A 23,038-nucleotide genomic window follows, 5' to 3' on the forward strand; every position below is an offset into this window, starting at 1 on the left:
TCATGCTGCCGAGCCGCTTTCGATCAGCCCGGCGGTGCGACGGATGCGCCGGTGATGCCATGCCGTCGCAGCGCATCCGCGACGAAGCCCGACGCCTTCATCTCCTCGACGAACGCGTTCAGTGCCGCCGCGGCGGCTTCGCCGCGACGCTTCGGCACGCCCATTGCCTGCCGGATCACCATGAACCGCTCGTCGAGCAGGCGCAGGCCGGGCGTTTTCGCCGCATCGGCCTCGAGCTGCTGCTTCACGCCCGCCGCGACTTCCAGCTGCTGGTCGACGAAGGTCTGCACGACGGCTTGCGACGTCGGTGCACGAACGATCTGCGCGGCCTTCAGCTCGCGTGTGAGGAACAGGTCGTACGCGCTGCCCTTGCCGACGGTCACGCGGTTGTGAGGCTGGTCGACGTCCGCGTTCGTGCGGACCGGCGACGCGTCGCGCACGAGATAGAACCCCTCGATCAGCACGTACGGCGCCGTGAACGCGACCGTTTCGCCGCGCAGCGGGTCGACGGCGAAGAAACCGAAATCGGCACGCTCGTCGGTCAGCGCCTGCACCGATTTGGCCGCGGTGTCGAACACCACGAGTTCCAGCTCGGCCGACAGGCGTTCGGCGAACGCGCGTGCGAGGTCGATCGACACGCCGAACGGTTCGCCGGTTTCGGGGTCGCGGTTCGCGAGGATCGGGTTGCCGAGATTGATCGACGCGCGCAGCTTGCCGGTTGGCGTGAACGCGGAGAGGACGGACGGGGCGAGAGGCATGGGTGGCTCGTTGCGGTCGTAGGGGCAGGGTTCCGGGCGTGTCGATGCGAGTCGAAGCACGACAGCGCGCCGGCATCGAGCTTATCACCCGGCTTTCGTGACGGGGCAGCATCGAGCGATTCTACGGCCTCGCGTGGTCTACGCCGATCGCGGCCACGACTCCGAGCGGCATCGGCGAGCCCTGCGCAATCGCGGTATCCAGCCGGTGATCGCGAAGCGCCGGGCCGGACACGGCAGCGGACTCGGCAAGTATCGTTGGATGGTCGAACGCACTCATTCCTGGCTATACAGTTTTCGTCGCCTACGCACTTGCTTCGAGTGACGGGCTGACATTCACGAGGCATTCCTGAAACTCGGTTGCTCGCTTGTCTGTTGGAATATCTTCAGGCGTATCGCGCAGCCTTTTTGAACTGGCCTCCAAGTTGAGAATATTCAATTCAGCTGCCCTGGCAAAGTGGCGCGGAGAAGCGAACCATGTTGGTCGCTCAGTTTCATTAAGTAAATCGAGAATAACGGGCATGCCGGCTGTTGGGCTTCGCAGTCGATTTTGTGCGCAGATAAACAGGGCAAGCATAATCGGATTTCGCGATCAAAGATTGAACAATGACCGGCCGTCTCTGGCCGGCAATGCGCTGTTTCGTGCTCTCGATTATCTATCGCTCGTATCGTGGCCGTTCGATGGAACGGCGTCTTTTGATACGGCAGGATTTCGAGTTGCAGGATGGTTGTACGAGCGGCGGCGTAAAGAAAGCAGCTCAACCCAACGACTTGTGCGAAAGGCCCAAGGCTGCGCTGCGTCACAACTCTCCTATTTGCCTACCCGTCCGAGTCACATATATCGATCACGTGACGAGTCTCGAACTTGACTTCAAAGGCGGTAACCATGTCGCGAGTCCACGATGGGTCGTTATCGAACCGACCAACATACACCCCTCCCACGATTCCTTCTGTAGTTACCGGCATGCGTTCTTTTCGTTTCTCTCCCGATCCGCTGTCCGAATACGAAAGATGAACTTCACGATGTCGCCCGGAACGAGGGACTCGCGTCGCTGACGCTCGGGTAACCAGAAGGTGGCGGGGTGCGCCAAAGCGATCGGCTGGGCATCATCCAGTCCCCACCCGTCCCGAACAATCTCTGCAAGCGACATCGTTTTCTCCGGGTTTTTTCGAGGGCTCTTGGCATGGCCTGCGATTCTTTTCTTCGCAGCGGCTCACAGTTCAGGACAGTGCGGCGTGGCAGGCGCGTTGCGTCCGTACGAGATAGGTGCGCACGACGGCCGGCTCGAGCCCGAGCGAGCGTGCCGCCTGTTCGATGCTGAACCCGCGCACGCGACACAGAAAGTATGCCTCGCGGCAAACGGCCGGAAGGCCATCCAGCGGTTGTGCCAGCGGGGCCAATCGACGACGGCGGTGGGCGTCGGGACGCATCGGCCGGGGCCGGGCAGGACGGGCGATCGAGAATCATTTGCTATTGCTGTCGCAAGTGAGCTATCCGGTTCAGGGAGCCAGACGCAAAGAAGCGCGTCACACGCGTCTTATCCCTTCGTCGGGAAAACGAAAGTCACGATAACGATTCTCAACATTCTTCAAGCCGGCGACGCACTGGCTCCCATGCGTGTGGCGCGTGCCGGAAGCCGTGGCCCTCGCGTGTGCCGTCCCGGACGATCAAACCTAATCGAACGGCCATCTGGATCCGCGCGTGCATGCGATTCAACCGTGCTGGATGAGGCAGGTGAGCGGCACATTGTCCGATCGTAAACCGTCCGTCCTGAAATTCGCGTCCAATGACACCGAGAAGCGCGTGCGGACCGAGGTCGAGGTGATCGTGCATCGATTTACCTGGTTTGACGAACAGTGTTCCGGGGGCACGGCGTTGCATCCCTGTGATGGTCGAAGCACCATGGTGTTTGCAAGCTTGAGAGAAAGAACCGTCGGCGCAAGGAGTCGATGGCTGAATCGAGTCGCGGGCCGGGGGTAGACAACGACTCGCCGAACCTCAGCGATGACCCTTGGCAATAGCTGACGTCACGATACCAAGCGGGGCAAACAGGAAGAAACAAGATCAAATCGGAACCGTGACTTTGTTAACTGATTTGTGAAATTAACTTTGTCGACGAGATTAATATTATCAACCTGCAAAGCAAAGGGTATCGATAATGAATTGCAATGTGAAAAATCGTAAAATCACAATAGAGCGATTGTTTGCAATTATGATGGTGAAGCGTTAGGGTTATGGCGCTGCAGTTCCCAGGCGTTTGTTTATGCAGCTGTATGTGAGTGCGGTGCGACCAATCGTCGTACGGGTGATCATTACGACGCGCCACATCGAGACACGAAAAATTCACTATCCGGTCGTGAGAACGGAGCGATGATGATGCGCCGCGACTAGACACGCGCGAGCAAGCGTTGTCGCACTTTCGAAGAAAAACTCTAAAACGAACCTGAGAGAACAATGGTACTTAGACCATCCGCGCCGGGGGAGTTTAAATATCGCGAGCTTTATAACGCGATCCATCGGGGCTTATTGCAGAACAACCGGCTGTTGCGACTGGACACGCCGCTCGGCCAAAACGCGCTGATCCCGCTGCGCGCGCGTGGTTCGGCGCGGATTGGCCGCGACTACCATTGGACGATCGATGTCGCGTCCCTGCGCGACGATACGGCGCTGCTCTCGCTGATGCATCAGCCAGTGACGCTCTGGTTGCAACAGCCCGGTGCCCCTTTCGCCGACGCGGTCTATCGGACGATCCACGGCTTTGTACACAAAGTCGGCTACCTCGGCGGGGACGGTGGGCTGTCGACGTACCAGCTCGAGTTTTCCTCGGCGTTGGTATTCCTGGGCGGCACCCGCAACGACGAAGGCTGGACCGAACAAAGTGCGCAGGAAATCGTTTCCGAGATCCTGAATCGCTATCCGCAGCTGCATGGCAACTTCCGCTTCGACCTGAATCGCGAACCGGCAGTGCGCTCGTGGTGCCGCCAGAGTGAGACGGATCTGCACTTTTTCCATCGACTGCTCGAAGACGAGGGCTGGTATTGCTACTGGGTCCACGATCCGGTCCGTAACGGCGAGACGCCCAAGACCACACTGGTGATCGTCGACCGGGTTGCCGCGCTGCCGGATCCGAAGGCAGCCGATTTTGTTCGCGATGCCGGGGACGGTGAAGTAGTGAGCGGGTTTGCGCATTGGGCGGCCATGCAGACGATGCAGAGCGTGCGATACGAATCGAGCTCGTTCGACTACAAGCGCCCGACCGCTCGCTTTGAAGTGGCCAGCGCGCTCCAGTCGGTCGGCTACGCGGCCGACGACGGTCGCCATCAGGCGGAGCAGCAATCGATACCGGCTGCACCGATGACGGTTTATGAGCCGACCGCTTACGGTTATCCCGATGAGACCAGTGGCGAAGCGCGTGCACGCAGGCGTGTACAGGGCTGGGATGCGCGAGCGCGCCGATACTTCGGGGTTGGAGGGTTGCGTTGGCTCGATGCGGGATCGCGCTTCGTCCTGAACGACCATCCGCGCCATCCGGAACACGACAGCGATGCCCGGACCTTCCTGGTGGTCGAAGCGCGCTGGTTCATCGAGAACAATGTGCCGATCGGCCAGCCGCTGGCGGAATTTCCGCTGAGTCTGCGCGCGACACTGGATGAACAACAGGCAGCCCACGGTGCACGCTTCTCGACTCCGGGTCATGGCGAGGACGGAACAACCGGCTTTTACGTGATTGAGGTCGAAGCGCAGGACGCGCGCCTGGAGTATCGCAGCCCCTTCGAGCATCCGAAGCCCGCGATGCCGATCGAGCATGCGCTGGTGGTCACGCAGGAAGGATTCGAAGCGTGGTCGAACGAACGCAATCAGGTCCGTGTCCATTTCGCCTGGGACAGGAAGAATCCGCCGGGTGCGTTCAATGCCTCGCCCCTGCTTTCGTCGATGCAGGCGGATACCGGGAGCGGCTACGGTGGGGTGCATGTTCCCCGCGCGGGCGAATGGGTGCTCGTCGGCTACTGGGGAAACGACTGTGACAAGCCCTTCATCTTGGGCCGCGCCAGCGGTGGCACGACACCCGCGCCCTGGCACACCAATGTGCTGCTGTCGGGGTTTCAGTCGCAGGGCTTCGGCAAAACCGGAGCGTATAACGCATTCATCCACGACGACGCCACGAACCAGGGCGGCACGCGACTGATCAGCTACACGGGGCAGAGCTATGCAGCGCTGACCCAGGGTTACCTGATCCAGCAGGACGGCAATACGCGTGGCCGCTATCTGGGGCAAGGGTTCGTGCTGCACGCCGACGAATACGGCGCGGTTCGTGCGAGCAAGGGACTGTCGATCAGCACGCATCGGAAAGCCTACGACGACGAACAGATGAGTGTCGGAGAAGCCCGTACGCAATTGCAGAAAGCCGGGATGCTGGCGGAATCGCTGTCGAGCGCCAGCACGACAGCACAAGCCGAATCGTTGCAAGCCGGTCAGGACGCGCTCAACGCGCTGGCCAAGGACGCGGAGCAGGCGGTGTCGGGCCAAAATTCGGGCGGGGTCACTGCCGGCGGCGGTACCGGCAACGCCAACGGATTCGCGAAACCGGTGATCGTCATCGCGACACCCGCGGACTTTGCCGCTATCGCCGATCGTTCGGCCCACGTGGTGGCCGACAAGGAAGTCAACGTGATCAGTGGCGAGAACACGCATCTGGGAAGCGGGAAGTCACTGATCGTTGCGGCCGCAGAAAAGATCAGCCTGTTCGTTCACAAGGCCGGCATGAAGCTGTTTGCTGCGAAAGGGAAGGTCGAGATCTCGGCCCACACCGACGACGTGCGCGTGAACGCCGGGAAAGAAGTGAACGTGAAAGCCAAGCGCATCGTGCTCGATGCCGACGAGATCTGGATCAAGGCCGGCGGATCGTACACGCAGTGGTCGGCGTCCGGGATCGAGGACGGCACGCAAGCCGGCCGCACGATCAAGTCGGCGTCCTTCAGTCGGCAGGGGCCGAGCTCGGTAGCCCAGCGAATGAACAGTATGCCGACGGCCAGGTTCAACGACCCGTACGTATTGCGTGATCGCATCACCGGCGAGGTGCTGAAAAACCATCCGTACGAGCTGATTCGTGGCGACGGGACAAAGTTGTCCGGGACGACGGACGAGCTGGGGCAGATCACCGAGCAGAAGAGCGAGGATATCGAGAAGCTGGCGGTACGCGCATTACGGCGCCGGCCGAGCGGTGCTGCTGAGTGAATTCGACAACCGACACGCGAAATAGAACAACGACGATGACTGACAACACGAACGATTCCGCCGGCGGTTCGCCGTTCAGCGATAGTGCAGAACAGGATGTCGTGCGGGTGACTAGCCGCACCGACAAGGACGGCGCGTCGGTCGGGCACTTCACGTTGACGCCGGCGAGCGATACGCGGCAAAAGGAGTTGCTGTGCGACGTCCGTCCGATCATGCCGGTGATCTTCCTGCCGGGCGTGATGGGCTCCCCATTGGTCAACAAGGAGACCGGGGACCCGATCTTTTTCCCACCGAACACGGACGGCATGTTGGGTGACTTTGGGGCACTGCCGGCGCTGCTCGGCATGTGGTTCAAGGGCGCATCGACGCGAGAGACGCGATACGACCCGACCAAGGCAGTCGTGACACCGCTCGGACCTGTTCGTGCGGGCAAGGTCCAGAAGGACGATAGCGAAGACCAGTATGTCGACGAAGCCGAGGCACTCCGACGTGGTTGGGGCTCGGTCTACCGGTCGAGCTACCAGCCGATGCTGGCTTGGCTCGAGGAGCAGCTCAACGAGCCCCGATGCATGGGGAAGAACAAAGGCGCGTGGATCGAGACCGATCCTGACGGCAAGGACTGGACGCTCAAGCCCTTGTTGGGCACCGAGCCCGCCGACTATGGTGCGACGGGCGTGGGTGAGCAAGGCCGGGGGCAGGCGATCACCGAAGACTCGGAAGTCTTCAAACGATTCCTGAAGTACCGCTACCGGGTGTATGCGATCGGCTACAACTGGCTGCAGTCGAATGAACAGTCGGCGAAGGACGTGATCGAGGGATTGACGTTCACGGACAAGAAGAGCGGCAAGAAAGCGCGGCTGATGGGGATCAACGAGATCATCGCCGAGAACGACAGCGGCAAGGCGATCATTCTCACCCACTCGATGGGCGGCCTGGTTGCCCGTATGGCAGTCGCGATGCACGGTGCCGAGGGCCTGATGCACGGCGTATTCCACAACGTGCTGCCGGCGACCGGCGCACCGATCGCGGCAAAACGATTTCGCACGGGTGGCGGCAATGAGGGGTTGCTGAACGGGTTCATCAACGGCGCGCTGCTCGGCAGCAACGCGGACGAATTTGTTGCAGTGGCGGCGAACGCGCCTGGTCCCCTGGAACTGCTGCCGATGCCGGACTACCACAACGGAAAGGCGTGGTGGATATTCTCGCAGCTGAACGGTACCCCGGTAATGACGTTGCCCAAGAATGGTGACGCCTATAACGACATCTTTACAAATTCGAAGTGGTATGGCTTGGTTCCGGAGCAATCAACTTCGTTGCTCGACCCGGCCGGGATCATCCAAAAGCGGCTCGACAGCCAGCCTATCAAAACAACCGTGTTCGAGAATTTTTCGAAAACAATGCTCTCTGTTGTGCGAAATCAAGGAAAAATAATAGATAAATATCATGGTAAAACATACATATCATATGGGGACGGTGCGCTGACGTCCAAGGATTCTGGAGTTCAGAGCGACGATAGCAATAAAAACAAGATCGAGAAAGGAAAGAATCTGGACGACCTATTGGCATGGGGAACGGTCATCTGGAAAGGTGATGTGCCGCCTGGCGTGACGGAGGATGAGTTGAAATCCGCCCGTTTCCTGAGCGACTCGCACCGTGGAACGGTACGGGTGCATCTGGATACTCGCAATGTTACCGTCGAGTTCGAAGTGCAAAAAAAGCCGGTGCTGCCGAACGGAAGCAAAGAGCCGGATCCGGAAAAGAACGGCATTGTCCCGGGCGACGGAACTGTTCCGGTTTGGTCTGCTGAAGCGCCAACACATAGCGCAAGTGGCGGCGCAGCGGAAGGGATACAAATGATATTCGACCAAGGGGGCTATGTGCACCAGGAGAGCTACAACCATCCATGGGCACGTTGGGCGCTACTTTATAGTATCGTCCAGATTGCACAAGACGCACCGGAGCCGAAAACTTGAAACGAATTCTCCGTATTGTACTTTTGATTGCAGGCCTGTCGACCTGCGTATTGACATTTGCGAACGAGCTGAGCATGACGAATCCATTACTTCTCAAGCCGCGCCCGTGGTGCATCGGGCGTTTTGTATTTGATCGGCCAGTGGCGAGTGAAATTACAAATCAGCGATATGCGTATTGGGGGAATAAGATTGAGACACAGTACAGCGTTTCTCCTGCTGAATACCGTGTCAAAGTTGATGTAGCGGAAAAGAAATATCGTACGGAAAGACGGTTTGATCCTTCAAATCCAAAAAGTCAATCAGGTCCCGTTTGGCTCGAGAGAGAGATATCGCCAACAAAAAATTCAAGAGTTTTTGCTTATCAAGAAGGTATCGCAAAAGCTGCAAAATTGCCTTTTGGTGTAGATGGATATCTATACGAAAACAACTCCTTGTTTCATGCGACGGGGTCAATTGGTTCCGGTGGTTTGGACAAATTTGAGCCTGTTTATACCGATCTTTTCCGTCGCATCAAAGCGCGCGATAACTGGTCGGTGCCGACGGAATCGGGATTCTGCTTCGACGGTGGCTTCGTTTCAGGGTCGTCGAAGTATACGGAGGAAGTCAGCCAGTCGTTTGCGCTGATGCCGGGACGGCCGGCGTTGCTGGTGATCGAGATGCGGGATGCCGTCGACGTCGACCAGAAAGAGTCGTTGACCAAAACACTGCCTGCATTGCGCGCGAAGATGGACCAGATATCGAGCGGGAGCTACCGGATCTTGCGACAAGGAAAGCGCACAGTGGCCGGTATGGACGCCGAGGAAGTGCTGTTCGCGTTGAAGGAAGGCGAAGTTACATCTTATCGGTTCTACCTGCTTGCGCCGGGCGATCCGAGCACCTTGGCGAAGCCGCATACGGCGATTCAATTGCTGCTCGGCGCGAGCAGCCCGAACTTGTCGCCTGAAGAGGCGACCTCGCCGGTCGACGAGGCGGGCGCGCTGCAAACCTGGGAGACGTTGTTGAACAGTCTGCGCCTGCGGCCGGGCGCGGTCTAAACGGGGCCGCCATGCGACGCTTCGACATCGTGAAAGGCGACACGACGACGGTGGGCGGCTTCGTCCAGGGCGGGGACCATACGGATATGATCGGCGGCCGAGAACAAGCCTACGAGCATGATCCGGTCTGGTGTCCCGTCTGCAAGACGGTCGGAAAGATTTCAACCGATGGCCCGCGGATTTCCACGACCGGACCGGATGGCCGGCAGGCAGCGTTAAGCGACGATCTATGCGTGTGCGCATGCCCGACGCCGCCGAAACTCGTGGCGTCGCAATCGACGTCGTACATCGACGTGTAGAACAGGGAAACGGGATCTCGACGGGGTACGCTGGCCAGCTCGGACAATCTCTCAGGATGGCGACTCGCGTTCCGGCCACCAGGGCTGCGGTTGTCCACGATCGACCAGCAGCGCATCGAGACCCTTGCCTTCGATCCACTTCGGCTTGGGGCCGCAGCCGGACCACGATTTGCCCGACTTCGGGTCGCAATACTTTGCCGGCGCCCTGTGCGTTTTCTTCCGGCTGCCGATGTAGCCCAACGCGCTGAGGATTTCTTGCTGCGTGATTCCCCGTTGCTTTACATGTTCCTGGGGGATCGAAAGCACGCGTTTCTTTTCCGAACGCCGGCCCCACAGCGCTCATCGCTACCAACCTCCGGCCACGGGCCGTCGAGCGTGGCTGGATTCCGACAATATCGACGCGAGACTCACTGCCTGATTGGCTACGGAATCCCGCCGCAGGTCAAGGCTGGAATCGCTTTTTGCGTTGCGCCCGTGGCGGCTTCCGGTTTGCCGTGTCGTGCCGCGTCGCGGGCTTCCGGCCGGGCGCGGCGGGCCTTGGTTCGTCCGGCAACCGCTAGAATTGCGGTTTTAGCCCGGAATACGTCCATGTCTTTTGCCTCGCTCGGCCTGATCGATCCCTTGCTGCGTAACCTGCAGGACCTCAATTACCAGGCTCCTACGCCGGTGCAGGCCAAGGCGATTCCTGCCGTGCTCGTCGGCAAGGACGTGATGGCCGGGGCCCAGACGGGCACCGGCAAGACGGCGGGTTTCGCGCTGCCGCTGTTGCAGCGGCTGGTGCAGCACGGCCCGGCGGTGTCCAGCAACCGCGCGCGTGTCCTGGTGCTGGTGCCCACGCGGGAACTCGCCGAACAGGTGCTGCAAAGCTTCGTCGCGTACGGCAAGGGCCTCGACCTGCGATTCCTGGCCGCGTACGGCGGCGTGAGCATCAACCCGCAGATGATGAAGTTGCGCAAGGGCGTGGATGTGCTCGTGGCCACGCCGGGCCGGCTGCTGGATCTGAATCGCCAGAACGCGGTGCAGTTCGATCAGGTGCAAACGCTGGTGCTGGACGAAGCCGACCGCATGCTGGATCTCGGCTTCGCGCGCGAACTGAACGCCGTTTTTGCCGCGTTGCCCGCCCAGCGCCAGACGCTGCTGTTCTCGGCCACGTTCAGCGACGAGATCCGCGCGATGGCGGCGAGCATTCTGCGCGGCCCGGTCAACATCAGCGTCAGCCCGCCCAACGCCACGGCCAGCAAGATCAAGCAGTGGGTGGTGCCGGTGGACAAGCGCAACAAGCCCGACCTCTTCATGCACCTCGTGGCCGAGAACAAGTGGGAGCATGCGCTGGTGTTCGTCAAGACGCGCAACGGCGTCGATTACCTGGCGGCCATGCTGGACGAAGCGGGTTATGCGGTCGACACCATCCACGGAGACAAGCCGCAACCCGCGCGCTTGCGCGCGCTGGAGCGCTTCAAGACGGGCGAAGTCCAGATGCTGGTCGCCACCGACGTGGCGGCGCGCGGGCTCGATATCGACGATCTGCCGCTGGTGATCAACGTCGATCTGCCGATCGTTGCGCAAGACTATGTGCACCGGATCGGCCGTACCGGGCGCGCGGGCGCCAGCGGCGTCGCGGTGTCCCTGGTGTGTGCCGACGAAGCGCCGCAACTGGCCGCGATCGAAGCGCTGATCCGGCAAACGCTGCGCCGTGAAGAAGAGCCGGGATTCGAGGCCGAACACCGCGTGCCGGAAACCAGCGCGACGGGTCAGATCATCAAGAAACCCAAAAAGCCGAAGAAGCCCAAAGTGCAGCAGGCGGCGCCCGTTGCCAGGCCGGTGGCCGGTAAAAAGCCGCGCCCGCCAGCGCAAGGTGGGGAAAGCAGGCACAAGCCTGCGGCGGCGCACGCAAAGCCGGCCGCCAGCGAACCGGATTACACCATCGGCAGCCCGTTCAGCGTGCAGAAACCGCGCGGCAAACCGGCTGCGGGACCGCGCAAGCCGGCCGGCAAACCCGCCGGCAGCCGTGGCAAGCGGCAGCCTTGACGTGTCGGGACGAGTCACGCCGGTCATTGAACCTGGCGGGCGGTTCGGGGCCCGCCGGCAGCGTCAAGGAGGTCGCATCGACGGGGTGAATCCGGCGTGACGCCAGGCCGTTCGCGTCGGCGATCTGGCAATATGCATCGACGCACTTCAGACACGGGCACCCCATGCACATCGCGATTCTGACCTTTCAGGGCTTCAACGAACTCGATTCCCTCATCGCACTGGGCGTGCTCAATCGCATCAAGAAGCCCGACTGGCGGGTCACGCTTTCATGCCCGGAGCATTTCGTCACATCGATGAACGGGGTGACCGTGCAGGCGCAGTCGACATTGGCCGACGCCTGCACGGCGGATGCCGTCATCGTCGGGAGCGGCATTCGAACCCGGGAAGTCGTCAACGACGCGACGCTGATGGAGCAGTTGAAACTCGATCCCGCCCGGCAACTGATCGGTGCCCAGTGTTCGGGCACGCTGGTTCTGGCCCGGCTCGGCTTCCTCGACAACGTCCCGGCCTGTACGGACCTCACGACCAAACCGTGGGTAGTCGAGGCGGGCGTCGAAGTCCTCAATCAGCCGTTCTTCGCTCGAGATAACGTCGCAACGGCTGGCGGCTGTTTTGCTTCGCAATACCTGGCCGCGTGGATCATCGCGCGCCTCGAGGGCGAGGAAGCCGCGCGCAGCGCGCTTCATTACGTTGCGCCGGTCGGAGAGAAGGATGAGTACGTTTCCCGTGCGCTGACGAACATCACGCCTTATCTGCCGTAATGCGATAAAAAATCGCACTGCGTTCATCGCGGTCATGCGCTGTTCGCGATGGCGGTTTCTCCGGCGCCCTCGGTTCGCAATCGCGTTGCCGGCGGCAGCCGTGATTTCCGTTTTCCCTTGCTTGCGGGTTTCGGATACCACCGAATCGGGAAGCGTGATCGGGGCCCGATCCGCGAGGTTCAATGCACGTCATTTGCGACGATGGACGCCAACGCTCGAGCGCCGTCGTGCTGGGCCGTGTCTTCAGTGGAAAAGATGTGGTGACTGAATGCGATCAGTTTGAAGCCGGACCCCGTGGGACGAGGGACGGTGATACCCCAGTGCCAGCCACCGTCCTGCTGGAACACGTGAAGGGCAGGGGGTGCCTGATTCAGTGCTGATGAAAAAGTCGTCATGGCGTGCTCTCCCGTCATGGGGCGACTGCTGGGCAACGACATCGGATGCGCGAACCCAGTCTACGAGCACTTTTGCTGCAGCGCAATATTCGGATGACGCGAACATGCCGATGTGCGGCGCGCCACAATTTTGAAATACAAATATGCAGCGTCGTCGATGGCTGGCATATTGATGTGACGATTAAGAATGTTCGGAGGCTTCATGGACCGCAGTTCGCTTGTGTGGGCGGGGGTACCGCATAACAGCGATGGCGTCGTGTTTCAGGCTCGGGTCGGCCGCGGGCTTCAGCGCTTTCATGTTTCCCGGTTGATTCTCGAGAAGGCATGCGACCTCGAGCGACTGGCATCCGATGCGCGGCAGCTCGAATGCTTTTACGAGCATCTGGCCCCGATCCTGGCAGTCGCCCGGAAGACGCGCTCGAATGCGAAAGCCGATACGGTTTCGCTGAAGGTTTCCGATTTTGCCCGAACGGGCAGCGTGCGTGCCGGGCAGGATGCCCGGGCCGGGATGCGATGAGTATCGCGGGGGCCTCAGATGTTGTCCGCGCGCCAACGACGCGGTGACACGCCGGTAACGCGCGTAAATGTTCTGGTGAAGTGGCTCTGATCCGCGAAGCCGCAGATATCCGAGATCATGTGCAGCGGCATGGATGACGTGCGCATGTACGTGATTGCGCGCTCGATGCGCTGATTGATCAGCCAGCGATGGGGCGGCAACCCGGTCGTCTGATGAAAGGCTTTGACAAAATAGCCGCGAGACAGGCCGCACGCTTTGGCGACATCGGCAATCGTGACGTTCCCGGTCAGGTGTTCGAGGAGAAACCCTTTCGCCATTCGCTCCTGCCACGCCGTGAGCTTGCCCGTCGACTTCTCCCGCCGCTCGCTGACGCCGCCGTACTGGCGCGCGACATGTGCCTGAAAGGCGAGTGCGACGTGGTCGACGAAGAGCCTGGACGCATGCCCGGGCTGCGCCAAAGCGGGGAGCAGGGCCTGGCCCAGGCGATGAATGATCGGGTCCACCTTGCTCAAATGCGGTGGCAGGTAAAGCTGTGGCCGCTGCCTGCCGCCGATTTCATCGACTGTCTCCTCCAGCGTCCGGCGGGGGAGGTGAAAATGGATGCAGTCGAACGTTCCCTTCAGGTCGGAAACCCATCTGCGATCGAGGTCATGGATCGTGACGGTTCCTGCTTGATAGGGGACGAAACGAGCGACACGTCCGTCGAGCCACAGTTCCTGTTCGCCGAACGCGCGTAATTGCAACACGACGAGATCGGCGTCTTCCAGTTCGTATGGCGCGGTTCGGCCAATATCCCTGCGAGATGTCTTGAGCCGACTGATGCTGACCTGTGCGTGCGGCAACGTCTGCGTGACGACGCTTTGCCTGAGGTCGGCCGGCATGAAATCCGATGATGCGTTGTCCGACTGTGCGGCAGTCATAAGTCCGCGGGAACGTGAAGAATGGGGCGGCGAAGTATATCAAAGCAATATTTGGCTGGTGTGCGTCGTGTGTCGCCGATGCAGTGGCAGAGCGCGAATACGGCGTGACGCGGGCCTCACTCCTGTCCCGGTCCGTCCCGGCCGGGTCGACGTCGTCGATTGGACATACGGACAAGCGATCGGCGCGTAAAGGACGTTTTTCCCTCGTTTCAGGCGGCATGTCGTTATTTGAGGGTTCCGGGTAAAATGCGACTTTCCGGGTTTTCAGTTAACGACTTCGTCATGCATCGAATCGGATTCTTCGTTTGCCGTGGCTACGATGTGCTCGATCTGGGTGGGCCGCTGTCGGCCTTCAATCAGGTGGCCACCGCGGCGGGCCACACGCCCTATGATCTCCAGGTCATCTCGCAGTCCGGCGGCCCGGTTCCCGGCAATACGGGCGTTTCGATCGAAACGCGGCCGATCGGACGGCGTACGTTCGACACCGTCATTTTCGTGGGCGGGGAGATCGAGCCGATGCGGGCTCCGGAAAACATCGCCGCTGCCAGGAAACTCGGCGCCCGCGCCTCGCGGGTGGCAAGCGTGTGTACGGGGGCGTTTCTGCTGGCGGAAACCGGCTTGCTGGACGGCGTGAGAGCCACGACGCACTGGCTGTACGCGGCTCAGTTGCAGTCGCGCTTCCCGCGCACCCGGGTCGAAGGCGACAGTATCTATATCGAGGAGGGCCGCATCTGGACGTCGGCGGGCATCGCCTCCGGAATCGACCTGGCGCTCGGCATGATTGAACGGGATATGGGTGCGGAGATTGCGCGTGCCGTCTCCCGGTATCTGGTCGTTCCGTATCGTCGACCGGGCGGCCAGTCCCAGTTCTCGGCAATGTCGCAGATGGAGCCGGAATCGGACCGGATCCGCATCGCGCTAAATTTTGCCCGGGAGCACCTGGCTGAAGCGTTGCCCGTCGAACGGCTCGCCGATGCCGCACGATTGAGTGTGCGGCAGTTCGGACGCGCATTTCGCCGGGAAACCGGTGAAACACCTGCCAAGGCGGTCGAGCGCCTGCGAGTCGAAGCGGCGCGGCTGCGCCTGCAGAGCGGTAGCGAACCGATCGAACAGATTGCGCTGGCGGTAGGGTTCACCGATCCGGAGCGGATGCGCAGGGCCTTCATCAAACTGCATGGGCACCCGCCGCAAGCGATTCGACGCGAGAGCCGATCGAACGGCGTGCGCTGATCGGCTGCCGGCCGATCAGCGCACTGCCCATGAATGTCCGTCTGACGGATCAGTCGTGCTTCGTGCAGGTCATGATCCGTTTCGCCGGATGCTCATTGGTCGTTCGTCGGTAGCGGACCGTAATCGTTCCACATGTCGCGATGCAGTTTCCACGCGCCGCCTTGCTTCAGAAAGACGAGCGTCTGCTTGCCGCGGTATTTGAGCTTTCCGTCGTGGTCATGGATCTCCGTATCCGAAACCTCGGTCACGACCCGGTCGTTGCCGTAGAACTCGTAGTTGCTGAACGATACGGTGACAGGCTTCGATCCGGCATACCCTTTGGTGAGGTATTCGGTGATCGCGCGGCTCCCCGTTACCTTGTCGCCGCCGGGCGGCAAGAGGGTGCCGTCGCGGGTATAGAGGCGACCGATTGCTTCGTAGTCGCCTCGCGCGAAGGCATCCGCCCATCGTGCATTCTCGGCTTTGATGGCCGCTTCGGGTGGATGTTGCGAACCACCGGCAGATGCCGGCGTCGCAAACGCGAAAAAGGTGACGCAGGCTGCTGCAAGTGCGGTAGCGAAAGTACGATTCTGTTGCATCGGGTGATTTCCGGTCATAGCTAGAATTGAGAGGACTGCGAAAATTTAAAGGGCGGGCGGGCAATGTCGGAGCCGGTGATCATCGAGGCCTGCAGACGGCCCGCGCGCATTGCCGGCCCATGTTTCACCGAACGCCTGGAATGCGCGCGAGCCCCCTGGAGGCGCCGGGCAATTCCTTGTCGACCATCGCGACGACTTCCGGCCGCGCGTCCCGCGGATGGCCGGAGTGGAACGGCGGCGCGGGATCGTATTCGATCACGAGTTGCGTGAATTCGGCCGCCTGTCGGCCGCGCAGCTTCTCCGCCACGCGAAGCGCGAAGTCGATGCCCGCCGTCACGCCGCCGCCGCTCATGAACCGGCCGTTGTCGTCTTCCACGAAGCGGTCGGGAACGGGAATCGCGCCATATTCGGCCAGCTTGTTGACGAAGGCCCAATGGCACGCGCTTCGCTTGCCCTTGAGCACACCCGTTGCGGCGAGCACGAGCGATCCGTTGCAGACCGACGTAACGTGCCTGGCGCTTTCCGCCAGGCGCCGGATCTGCGCCTGATACGCGGGTTGCATCGGCGCCGTCAAATCGGACCCGCCGGGGACCAGGAGCACGTCCGTCTTGTCGATGTCGGCCAGCCGCTCGGTCTTGCCGTACACGACGCCGAATTCGAGCGTCACGTTGCCGCCATCGAGGCTCGCGTAGCGGACGTTCGTATTCGGCAGCCGATGGAAGATCTCGCTGGGGCCGGCGAAGTCGAGCAGCGTCCCGCCGTCGTAGTTGACGATCAGGATGTTGAGCGGTTCATTCGGCGCAAGTTCGCCCTTGCTGCCGGCCTGCGCAAGAGCAGGGGTGGTGTGCGCGAGCAACGCGCTGCCGCCCAGGATGGCGCCGAGGGTGGCGGCGCCCCCCAGCTTGAGGGCATCGCGGCGCGAACGGCCCGCTTTCGTGAGCGGTGTTCCGGAAGCATTGTTTTCGCTACGGTCGGTCAAGATCGTTTCTCCTTGCACTTCGGCCCCTCTGCGAGCGCAACCAGATTGGGCCGGATTGAATGGCCGCCGCGACGAACGGCGTGGCGGACGTGAGATCGGGATGGGGATGAGCCCGGATGATTTGCAGGGCTCAGGCATCGCGCGCCGCAGGCTTAAAGCTGCGAAGCGCCGCCATCGACGACCAGTTCGGTGCCGACGACATACGACGATTCGTCGCTGGCGAGATAGAGCGCTGCGTACGCGATGTCCATCGCGTGGCCCATGCGCCCCACCGGAATGGTTTCGGCGAATTCGGCCTTGCGCTCGCGAACCCATTCGTCGGGCATGCCCCATTTGGTGAGCAGCGGAGTGTCGATCACACCGGGCGCGATCGCGTTGAAGCGGATCTTGCGGTCGAGAAACTCGTAGGACCAGCTGCGGGCGAGCGATCGTACGGCGGCTTTCGCTGCCGCGGTCAACGAGATGCCATGCTTGCCGGTCTGCGCGACGAACGATGTATTGAGAATGAACGAGGCGCCTGGCCGCAGGTCCGGCAGCACCGCCTGAAGCGTGAACACCACGCCCTTGACGTTGATGTCCATGATCTCGCCATAGAGCGCGTCGTCGATGTCGTTGACCGCGGACGGGAACGCCCAGCCCGCGTTCGCGAACACGACGTCCAGGCCGCCGAACGTCTCCTTGACCTCGGCGGCGATCGCCCGCATGTCGTCGAGCGAACGGACGTCGCCCTTGAGAACGAGCGCATGCTCGCCAAGCTCGGCCTTCACGCGCTCGAACACCGTGTCATCGCGGCCCGTCACCGCTACGCGGGCACCTTCCGCAATGAACAGCTTCGCGGTTGCGAGGCCGATGCCGCTGGTACCACCGGTGATCAACACTGACTTGTCTTTAAGCCTCATCTTCTGCTCCATTTTTACGTCGTGACTGATCAGGCCGAAGGCTTCAAACGCAATTGCGTCTGTGTGCCTTTTCCGGCTCGATCTTCCACGTGCAGTATGGAACGCGAGGCGTATGGCGCAAAGGTCGTATAACCCTCAAAAAGCGCCACTCGGTTCAAGCGGGTGAACAACGCGGCTCGGCGTCTGGCGGGGGGCATTGCCCGTTCGCACGCTTCATGTGGGGTCTCGCTGGCGGCGAGTGGCGTGTGGCGTGTGGCGCAGGCGTGCGCGAAGGTCGGACGCGCAGTGGTCGCGATGCGGATGTCCGAGCGATCGCGGCGAGCGGCCGGTATCTGGAGGCCGTCTGCTTCATTCCTCGCGCTCATAGCGCAAACGGTATCCCCCATTCATTCGCTCGATGCGTGCGAACCCGCGTTCCCCCAGATGCATGCCGGCGATCAACAGCCCTTCCGAACTGACCTGGTCCAGAAGCCGTGACCGCGTAGCAGCGGCCAACGACGCATCGTGATCGAAGGCAATCGACACCTCCGGTCGCTGAATCTGGATATGCGGGAAATGCACCACGTCTCCCCACACAAGAAGCCCCTGATCGCGGGATTCAAGCAGATATCCGGTGTGTCCGTCGGTGTGCCCCGGTATCGGCAGTGCGTCGATGCCGGGGAGCACTTGCCCGTTGTCGAAAAGACGAAGCCGGTCGCCATAAGCATCGAACACCCGACGCGCCACCGCGAAATTTCCGCGTGCCCGTTCGCTGGCGCGACTCAGATTCCCGTCGTCCTGCCAGAACCCGACCTCGCGTCGATGCACGACCAGTTCCGCATTCGGGAACGCGATCTCTCCTGCACCGTTCACGAGCCCCCCGACATGGTCGGGATGCGCGTGGGTCAGCAGGATGGTGTCGATCGCGGCGGGCTCGATACCGGCAAGCGCGAGGTTCGTCCCGAGTTGGCCGCCCCATTGCCTGAACCCGCCCGCCCCGGCATCGATGAGCACGGTGCGGCCCGCGCCGCGTACGACGTAGCAATTGATGTGCACGGCTTCTGGCGCCTTCTGCCCGGCATCGCGTTGCATGTTCGACGCGTCTGCAGGGTCGATATTCGACAGAAAGTCGAGACTCGCGGTGAGGTAGCCATCGCTGATGGCGGTAATCGTGAAATCCCCGACTTGCTGGCCGGGAAAGGTAAGCGTGGCCATCGTGCTTCTCCGGATCGGCGAATGGTGGGTTAGTTGCGGGCGTGAATGTTCGACGCGGTGTAAGCAAAACACCGAATGCGCGCGGTGAGGCCGGTGCGCTGGACGATCGCACGATCCAGCGCTTCCATGAACCGGTCCATGACCGCCGACGTGCGGGGCGTGCCGGCGCGATACCGAATGTCCGCGTAGACAGGATGTCCGTGCCCGTGCAGCACCGCCTGAAAAATGACGTGGACGTTCTTGAGCTCGGCGCCGAGCACATGCGTACAGAGCTCGACACAGTCGCGCGACAGCTCGGCAAGATTTTCGTCAGCGGGCATCCGCTGTGCATCGATCGAGAAAGTGACGTTCGGCATCGTGGGCTCACTCCCGGGCAGTCGAAGGGGCACGTGCGCTCGTCAGTTGCTCCGTCATCGGCGCGTAAAGGTGAATGCCTTCCGCGCGCTCCTCGACAAGCGGCACGCTGTCGCGCGGCACGACGGCGAGCCAGCGTCGTGCCGGAAACTGCTCCAGCGCGACGGCTTGCATGGCCAGCGGGCGGAGGCCCAACCGGATCAGCGGATCAGGGCCGCCGGCGCACAGCGCGAGGCGTTCGCCTTCTTCCACCGCCGGGGCCAATCCGATGTCGGAATAGAGATTGCGATGCCAGTCGGTGATGTGTTGCTGCCATTTCGCAAAATTGCCGCCGCCTTTCCGGCGATATTCGTCGCCGGTCAGCACATCGAGACCGTCGATCGTGTGAATCGCCAGATAGACAGGGCAACCGCTGCCGATCGCCTTGAACCGCTGCGACGTGTGAAATCCCGTCACCGAGATCAGGGCAGGCAGCTTTTCAAGGCTGTAGAAGTCGTTCCATTCGGCTTCGCTGTCGACGTCGGCGAAGCTGCATTCCACGGTGTAGATCATCGGATCGTCCTTTGAGCAAGGTGCACGTCCCACGGCGGGCGCTGGATGGTCAGTGCGGTAACGTAATGCTAAGCTCGCATTTGCACCCCATAAAACGAAATAAAGTCAGCCTTCAGTGATATTTGCTCAAGCTGACGTCGAACCCACCCTGACCCGCGAGCCACGCATGCCCCGCAAGATCCCGAGCAATTCCGCGCTGCAGGCATTCGAAGCCGCGGCCCGACACGGCAGCTTTGCCCGAGCCGCCGATGAACTCTCCCGAACCGAGGGCGCCGTCAGCCGTCAGATCGGCCGGCTGGAGGCGTTCCTGGGTGTCACGCTGTTCGAGCGGATCGGCAACCGGGTACGGCTGGCACCGAACGGTGCGCGGTACGCGGTGCAGGTTCGCGAGATTCTGGATCGGCTGGAACGGGACAGCCTGTACCTGATGGGGCAGCCCGTCGAAGGCGCGAGCATCGATATCGCCGCCATTCCGACCTTCGCCACGCGCTGGCTGATCCCCCGGCTGAAACACTTTCAGGACCGGCATCCGAACGTCACGGTCCATATCGCCGAGCGCATGGAACCGTTCCTGCTGGCCGGGAGCGGTTTCGATGCCGCCATCCATTTCGAGCATCCGGCATGGGCTGGAATGCATCTGCATCCGCTGCTGGAGGAAGTGCTGGTGCCCGTGTGCAGTCCGGCGTTGCTGGCGGACGCCGGGGCGAACCCGTCGCTGGATGCATTGCCACGCCTTCACCGGCGGCAGAACCCGGACGCGTGGCAGGCCTATGCGCAGGAGTCCGGCATCGTGCTGGGCAATTCGGCGGTTGGCGCGCGCTACGATCTTCATTCGATGCTGATCGAAGCGGCGCTCGCGGGCCTGGGTGTCGCGCTGGTGCCGCGTCTTTACGTCGACGCGGAGCTCGAGCAGGGGCGGCTGGTCGCACCCTGGCCGGCGGGCAGGTCCGTCACGAAAAACTTCTGCCTCGTCCTGCCCGAACCGATCGAACTGGCCCAGGGGCCGTTGCAGGCGTTCGCGACGTGGATGCTGAATGACGCCCCGGGCCTGGCACCGCACGGTAGCGCCCGACGCACGCCGCGAGTCAGACGTCAGCGCAGCGCTTCCTCCCCACGTTGATTCGTCGCACGCAGGCCGCGATCAGGTACGCCGCGCTCGGCGAGACACCGCCTGCCGAATGCTCCTGTCAGTCGGGCGTATGCGCCCAACCGACAGGCCTGCAAAGCCCCAAGACCAACAGTGCTGCCGGCACTGAAAACCGGTTCCACCCGCGCCACGCGGGTTCTTCCACATGATCGTTTGGTTTCCTTCGCATCCTTGATGACCATTGCTCCATGACGGCAACGCGATAAGGCACGTCCGGCGGGTCGAGGTGCCGGTGCGGTTGTGGCATCCGGCGTTGCGGTCTCCTGTGGCCGGAAACGTGTGATCCGCGTGTTGCTAGTCGGTGCAAAGCCGAAACGGCCGGGATCACAAGACGTCGAGGAAGATCGATGGATCTAGTGGTCGATACACTCGTTGTCAACTGACTGGAGGGCCCTGTCTAACAACCTGCACAGCGTTATTGAACGTGATTCACTTCGCGTGCTGGTGCGAAAACGTTCGTTTGTGTTCGTTTTTATTCGTTTTCCGGTATAGGAGTCCCGTCGCGCCGAGCCGTCGAGTGGGGTACGGCCGACATCCTGCGCGCAGGCGACGCTTCAGTGCCGGAAGCGTCGCTGCATCAGCGATTTCCGCATCCTCATCCTCGAGCAACTGACATGTACGTAAAAAATGGAGAGCAAGATGAGCAGATCGATACGAGCGAAGGTAGTGGCGACCGTGGTGGCGATCGCCATGAACGCGGCTCCGGCCGCGAGTGTTGGAACCGTTCTGTCGCTGGCCGGCACACGGGCCGCTTCCGCCGCGACGACCGCCGTTGACGACTACGCGGCGACCCGGTACCCGATCATTCTCGTGCACGGGCTGACCGGCACCGACAAGTACGGTGGCGTCGTCGAGTACTGGTATCGCATTCCGGAGGACCTGCGGGCGCACGGCGCGGCGGTATACGTTGCCAATCTGTCCGGCTTCCAGAGCGACGATGGCCCGAACGGGCGTGGCGAGCAATTGCTTGCATTCGTGAAGCAGGTGCTCGCGGCGACGGGGGCGCAGAAGGTGAATCTGATCGGCCATAGCCAGGGCGGCCTGACATCGCGTTATGTTGCGTCCGTTGCGCCGGAACTGGTCGCGTCGGTAACGACGATCAGTACCCCGCACTGGGGCTCGCAATTCGCCGACTTCGTCCAGCAACTGTTGCAGACGGACCCGACCGGCCTGTCGTCGACCGTGCTCGGCGCATTCGCGAATGCGCTCGGCACGTTGACGAGCAGCAACTTCAATACGAACCAGAATGCGATTCAGGCGTTGTCGGTGCTGACGACGGCAAAGGCCGCCGCATACAACCAGAAATTCCCGAGCGCCGGTCTCGGTGCGCCGGGCTCGTGTCAAACCGGCGCGCCAACGGAGACTGTCGGCGGCAATACGCACCTGCTTTATTCGTGGGGCGGCACGGCGATCCAGCCGACAGCGACGATGGCCGGCGTGACAGGGGCCGTCGATACGAGCGTGAGCGGGGTCACCGATCCGGCGAACGCGCTCGATCCGTCGACGCTGGCACTCCTCGGCAGCGGCACGGTGATGATCAATCGCAGCGCAGGTCCGAACGACGGCGTCGTGTCGCAATGCAGCGCGCGGTTTGGCCAGGTGCTCGGCACGTATCACTGGAATCACACCGATGCGATCAACCAGATCCTCGGCGTGCTCGGCGCGAATGTGGAGGATCCGGTTGCGGTAATCCGCACGCACGCGAACCGGTTGAAGAATCAAGGCGTGTAATCGATGACAGGGAGCAAGCGCGGCATCGCGCGACGCCGGCATGTCCGGCGTCGCGCCTGCCGCGATCGGCGGATCGTCGTGTAGCGAGTGGTTTCTTTGGCGCGTCGTCGATAACGGTCACCAGCGCGTGGCTTATCCGTGCCTCAGCGCGGTCGATATGCGCATCATCGTGGAACCGTTCCGGAGGCGTCGGCGCGCTGTCGTGACGGCGATCGGCCATGCTGCCGCGTCGGTCTCGAACGCGTCAGGATCTCAACCCTGCTGGCGCAGGGCGCAACGACATCGATTACCCCGCACTCGCGGGTGTGGTGCCGGTCTAGAGCCATCTCTCTGAATTCCCGTTGCGCCGCCGCATAAAACGATCATCAGTCGTTGGCAGTGCACGAGAAAAATCGATTCGTACTCCAACTGAAAAATTCATTGCGACCCGAGAGAGTGACCGTCCAGCAAAGA

Annotated in this window: 22 protein-coding genes and 1 pseudogene; 11 read left to right on the forward strand and 12 right to left on the reverse strand. The window is 61.8% G+C overall.

Annotation, left to right across the window (positions count from 1 at the left end; all coding sequences use genetic code 11):
* Positions 1–23: 23 nt before the first annotated feature.
* Complete coding sequence (locus tag AB3K92_RS02085; protein WP_059855822.1) at positions 24–758, reverse strand: ABC transporter substrate-binding protein; 735 nt, start codon at positions 756–758, stop codon at positions 24–26.
* A gap of 124 nt (positions 759–882) precedes the next feature.
* Here AB3K92_RS02085 and AB3K92_RS02090 point away from each other — a divergent pair.
* A pseudogene (locus AB3K92_RS02090) lies at positions 883–1,167 on the forward strand (transposase); the annotation flags it as partial.
* Here the strand turns inward: AB3K92_RS02090 and AB3K92_RS02095 are convergent.
* The gene (locus AB3K92_RS02095; RefSeq protein WP_369464646.1) at positions 1,060–1,332 is read right to left on the reverse strand and encodes a hypothetical protein; all 273 of its coding nucleotides are present in this window, start codon (positions 1,330–1,332) and stop codon (positions 1,060–1,062) included. The pseudogene AB3K92_RS02090 and the gene AB3K92_RS02095 sit on opposite strands and share 108 nt — an antisense overlap.
* 644 nt (positions 1,333–1,976) lie before the next feature.
* Positions 1,977–2,186, reverse strand: coding sequence for a sigma factor-like helix-turn-helix DNA-binding protein (locus tag AB3K92_RS02100; protein ID WP_369464383.1), 210 nt, complete (start codon positions 2,184–2,186; stop codon positions 1,977–1,979).
* A gap of 1,024 nt (positions 2,187–3,210) precedes the next feature.
* On the opposite strand from AB3K92_RS02100, the gene AB3K92_RS02105 reads away from it, so the two are divergent.
* The 4 genes from AB3K92_RS02105 to AB3K92_RS02120 are packed head-to-tail and all read left to right on the forward strand — an operon-like array spanning position 3,211 to position 9,297.
* A complete protein-coding gene (locus AB3K92_RS02105) occupies positions 3,211–5,991 on the forward strand; it encodes a type VI secretion system Vgr family protein (protein ID WP_369464384.1) in 2,781 nt (926 codons plus the stop codon).
* 35 nt (positions 5,992–6,026) lie between these two features.
* The gene (locus tag AB3K92_RS02110) at positions 6,027–7,964 is read left to right on the forward strand and encodes an esterase/lipase family protein (protein WP_369464385.1); all 1,938 of its coding nucleotides are present in this window, start codon (positions 6,027–6,029) and stop codon (positions 7,962–7,964) included.
* A complete protein-coding gene (locus tag AB3K92_RS02115) occupies positions 7,961–8,998 on the forward strand; it encodes a T6SS immunity protein Tli4 family protein (protein ID WP_369464386.1) in 1,038 nt (345 codons plus the stop codon). The genes AB3K92_RS02110 and AB3K92_RS02115 overlap by 4 nt, the downstream gene beginning before the upstream one ends.
* An 11-nt stretch (positions 8,999–9,009) precedes the next feature.
* Positions 9,010–9,297 carry a PAAR domain-containing protein gene (locus AB3K92_RS02120; RefSeq protein ID WP_060325547.1) on the forward strand — a complete coding sequence of 96 codons (288 nt, stop codon included), beginning with the start codon at positions 9,010–9,012 and terminating at the stop codon, positions 9,295–9,297.
* A gap of 51 nt (positions 9,298–9,348) precedes the next feature.
* Here AB3K92_RS02120 and AB3K92_RS02125 read toward each other — a convergent pair whose 3' ends face one another.
* Complete coding sequence (locus tag AB3K92_RS02125) at positions 9,349–9,603, reverse strand: H-NS family nucleoid-associated regulatory protein (RefSeq protein WP_369464387.1); 255 nt, start codon at positions 9,601–9,603, stop codon at positions 9,349–9,351.
* Between the two features lie 282 nt (positions 9,604–9,885).
* On the opposite strand from AB3K92_RS02125, the gene AB3K92_RS02130 reads away from it, so the two are divergent.
* Together AB3K92_RS02130 and AB3K92_RS02135 are read left to right on the forward strand one after the other, a co-directional pair.
* Entirely contained in the window at positions 9,886–11,325 is a 1,440-nt protein-coding gene (locus AB3K92_RS02130) for a DEAD/DEAH box helicase (RefSeq protein WP_369464388.1), read from the forward strand.
* 164 nt (positions 11,326–11,489) lie between these two features.
* Positions 11,490–12,089: a DJ-1/PfpI family protein gene (locus tag AB3K92_RS02135; RefSeq protein ID WP_059648688.1), complete on the forward strand. Its 600-nt coding sequence runs from the start codon at positions 11,490–11,492 to the stop codon at positions 12,087–12,089.
* A gap of 179 nt (positions 12,090–12,268) precedes the next feature.
* On the opposite strand, the gene AB3K92_RS02140 is transcribed toward AB3K92_RS02135, so the two are convergent.
* A complete protein-coding gene (locus tag AB3K92_RS02140) occupies positions 12,269–12,484 on the reverse strand; it encodes a hypothetical protein (RefSeq protein ID WP_034196292.1) in 216 nt (71 codons plus the stop codon).
* A gap of 202 nt (positions 12,485–12,686) precedes the next feature.
* Between AB3K92_RS02140 and AB3K92_RS02145 the strand changes: the two genes are divergently transcribed.
* Positions 12,687–13,001 (forward strand): hypothetical protein, encoded by a 315-nt coding sequence (locus tag AB3K92_RS02145; protein WP_042972813.1) that lies wholly within the window; start codon positions 12,687–12,689, stop codon positions 12,999–13,001.
* A 14-nt stretch (positions 13,002–13,015) separates the two neighbouring features.
* Here AB3K92_RS02145 and AB3K92_RS02150 read toward each other — a convergent pair whose 3' ends face one another.
* Positions 13,016–13,921 carry an AraC family transcriptional regulator gene (locus AB3K92_RS02150; RefSeq protein WP_060088836.1) on the reverse strand — a complete coding sequence of 302 codons (906 nt, stop codon included), beginning with the start codon at positions 13,919–13,921 and terminating at the stop codon, positions 13,016–13,018.
* A 282-nt stretch (positions 13,922–14,203) separates the two neighbouring features.
* On the opposite strand from AB3K92_RS02150, the gene AB3K92_RS02155 reads away from it, so the two are divergent.
* Positions 14,204–15,151: a GlxA family transcriptional regulator gene (locus AB3K92_RS02155; RefSeq protein ID WP_060372640.1), complete on the forward strand. Its 948-nt coding sequence runs from the start codon at positions 14,204–14,206 to the stop codon at positions 15,149–15,151.
* 92 nt (positions 15,152–15,243) lie between these two features.
* Here the strand turns inward: AB3K92_RS02155 and AB3K92_RS02160 are convergent, their stop codons facing one another.
* The 6 genes from AB3K92_RS02160 to AB3K92_RS02185 all read right to left on the reverse strand — a co-directional run bounded on the left by AB3K92_RS02160 (position 15,244) and on the right by AB3K92_RS02185 (position 19,707).
* The gene (locus AB3K92_RS02160; RefSeq protein WP_021156588.1) at positions 15,244–15,729 is read right to left on the reverse strand and encodes an SgcJ/EcaC family oxidoreductase; all 486 of its coding nucleotides are present in this window, start codon (positions 15,727–15,729) and stop codon (positions 15,244–15,246) included.
* Between the two features lie 124 nt (positions 15,730–15,853).
* A complete protein-coding gene (locus tag AB3K92_RS02165; protein ID WP_369464389.1) occupies positions 15,854–16,708 on the reverse strand; it encodes a DJ-1/PfpI family protein in 855 nt (284 codons plus the stop codon).
* Positions 16,709–16,860: 152 nt separating this feature from the next.
* Positions 16,861–17,607 (reverse strand): SDR family oxidoreductase, encoded by a 747-nt coding sequence (locus AB3K92_RS02170; protein ID WP_042972815.1) that lies wholly within the window; start codon positions 17,605–17,607, stop codon positions 16,861–16,863.
* 348 nt (positions 17,608–17,955) lie between these two features.
* Positions 17,956–18,801, reverse strand: coding sequence for an MBL fold metallo-hydrolase (locus AB3K92_RS02175; protein WP_369464390.1), 846 nt, complete (start codon positions 18,799–18,801; stop codon positions 17,956–17,958).
* Between the two features lie 29 nt (positions 18,802–18,830).
* Positions 18,831–19,157, reverse strand: coding sequence for a hypothetical protein (locus AB3K92_RS02180; protein ID WP_369464391.1), 327 nt, complete (start codon positions 19,155–19,157; stop codon positions 18,831–18,833).
* Positions 19,158–19,164: 7 nt separating this feature from the next.
* Entirely contained in the window at positions 19,165–19,707 is a 543-nt protein-coding gene (locus tag AB3K92_RS02185) for a sugar ABC transporter (protein WP_369464392.1), read from the reverse strand.
* Positions 19,708–19,873: 166 nt separating this feature from the next.
* Between AB3K92_RS02185 and AB3K92_RS02190 the strand changes: the two genes are divergently transcribed.
* The gene (locus AB3K92_RS02190; RefSeq protein ID WP_369464393.1) at positions 19,874–20,827 is read left to right on the forward strand and encodes a LysR substrate-binding domain-containing protein; all 954 of its coding nucleotides are present in this window, start codon (positions 19,874–19,876) and stop codon (positions 20,825–20,827) included.
* 666 nt (positions 20,828–21,493) lie between these two features.
* Positions 21,494–22,585, forward strand: coding sequence for a triacylglycerol lipase (locus tag AB3K92_RS02195; RefSeq protein ID WP_226287619.1), 1,092 nt, complete (start codon positions 21,494–21,496; stop codon positions 22,583–22,585).
* Positions 22,586–23,038 lie beyond the last annotated feature (453 nt).

Source organism: Burkholderia sp. Bmkn7, assembly GCF_041103175.1.
Classification (GTDB): Bacteria; Pseudomonadota; Gammaproteobacteria; order Burkholderiales; family Burkholderiaceae; genus Burkholderia; species Burkholderia cepacia.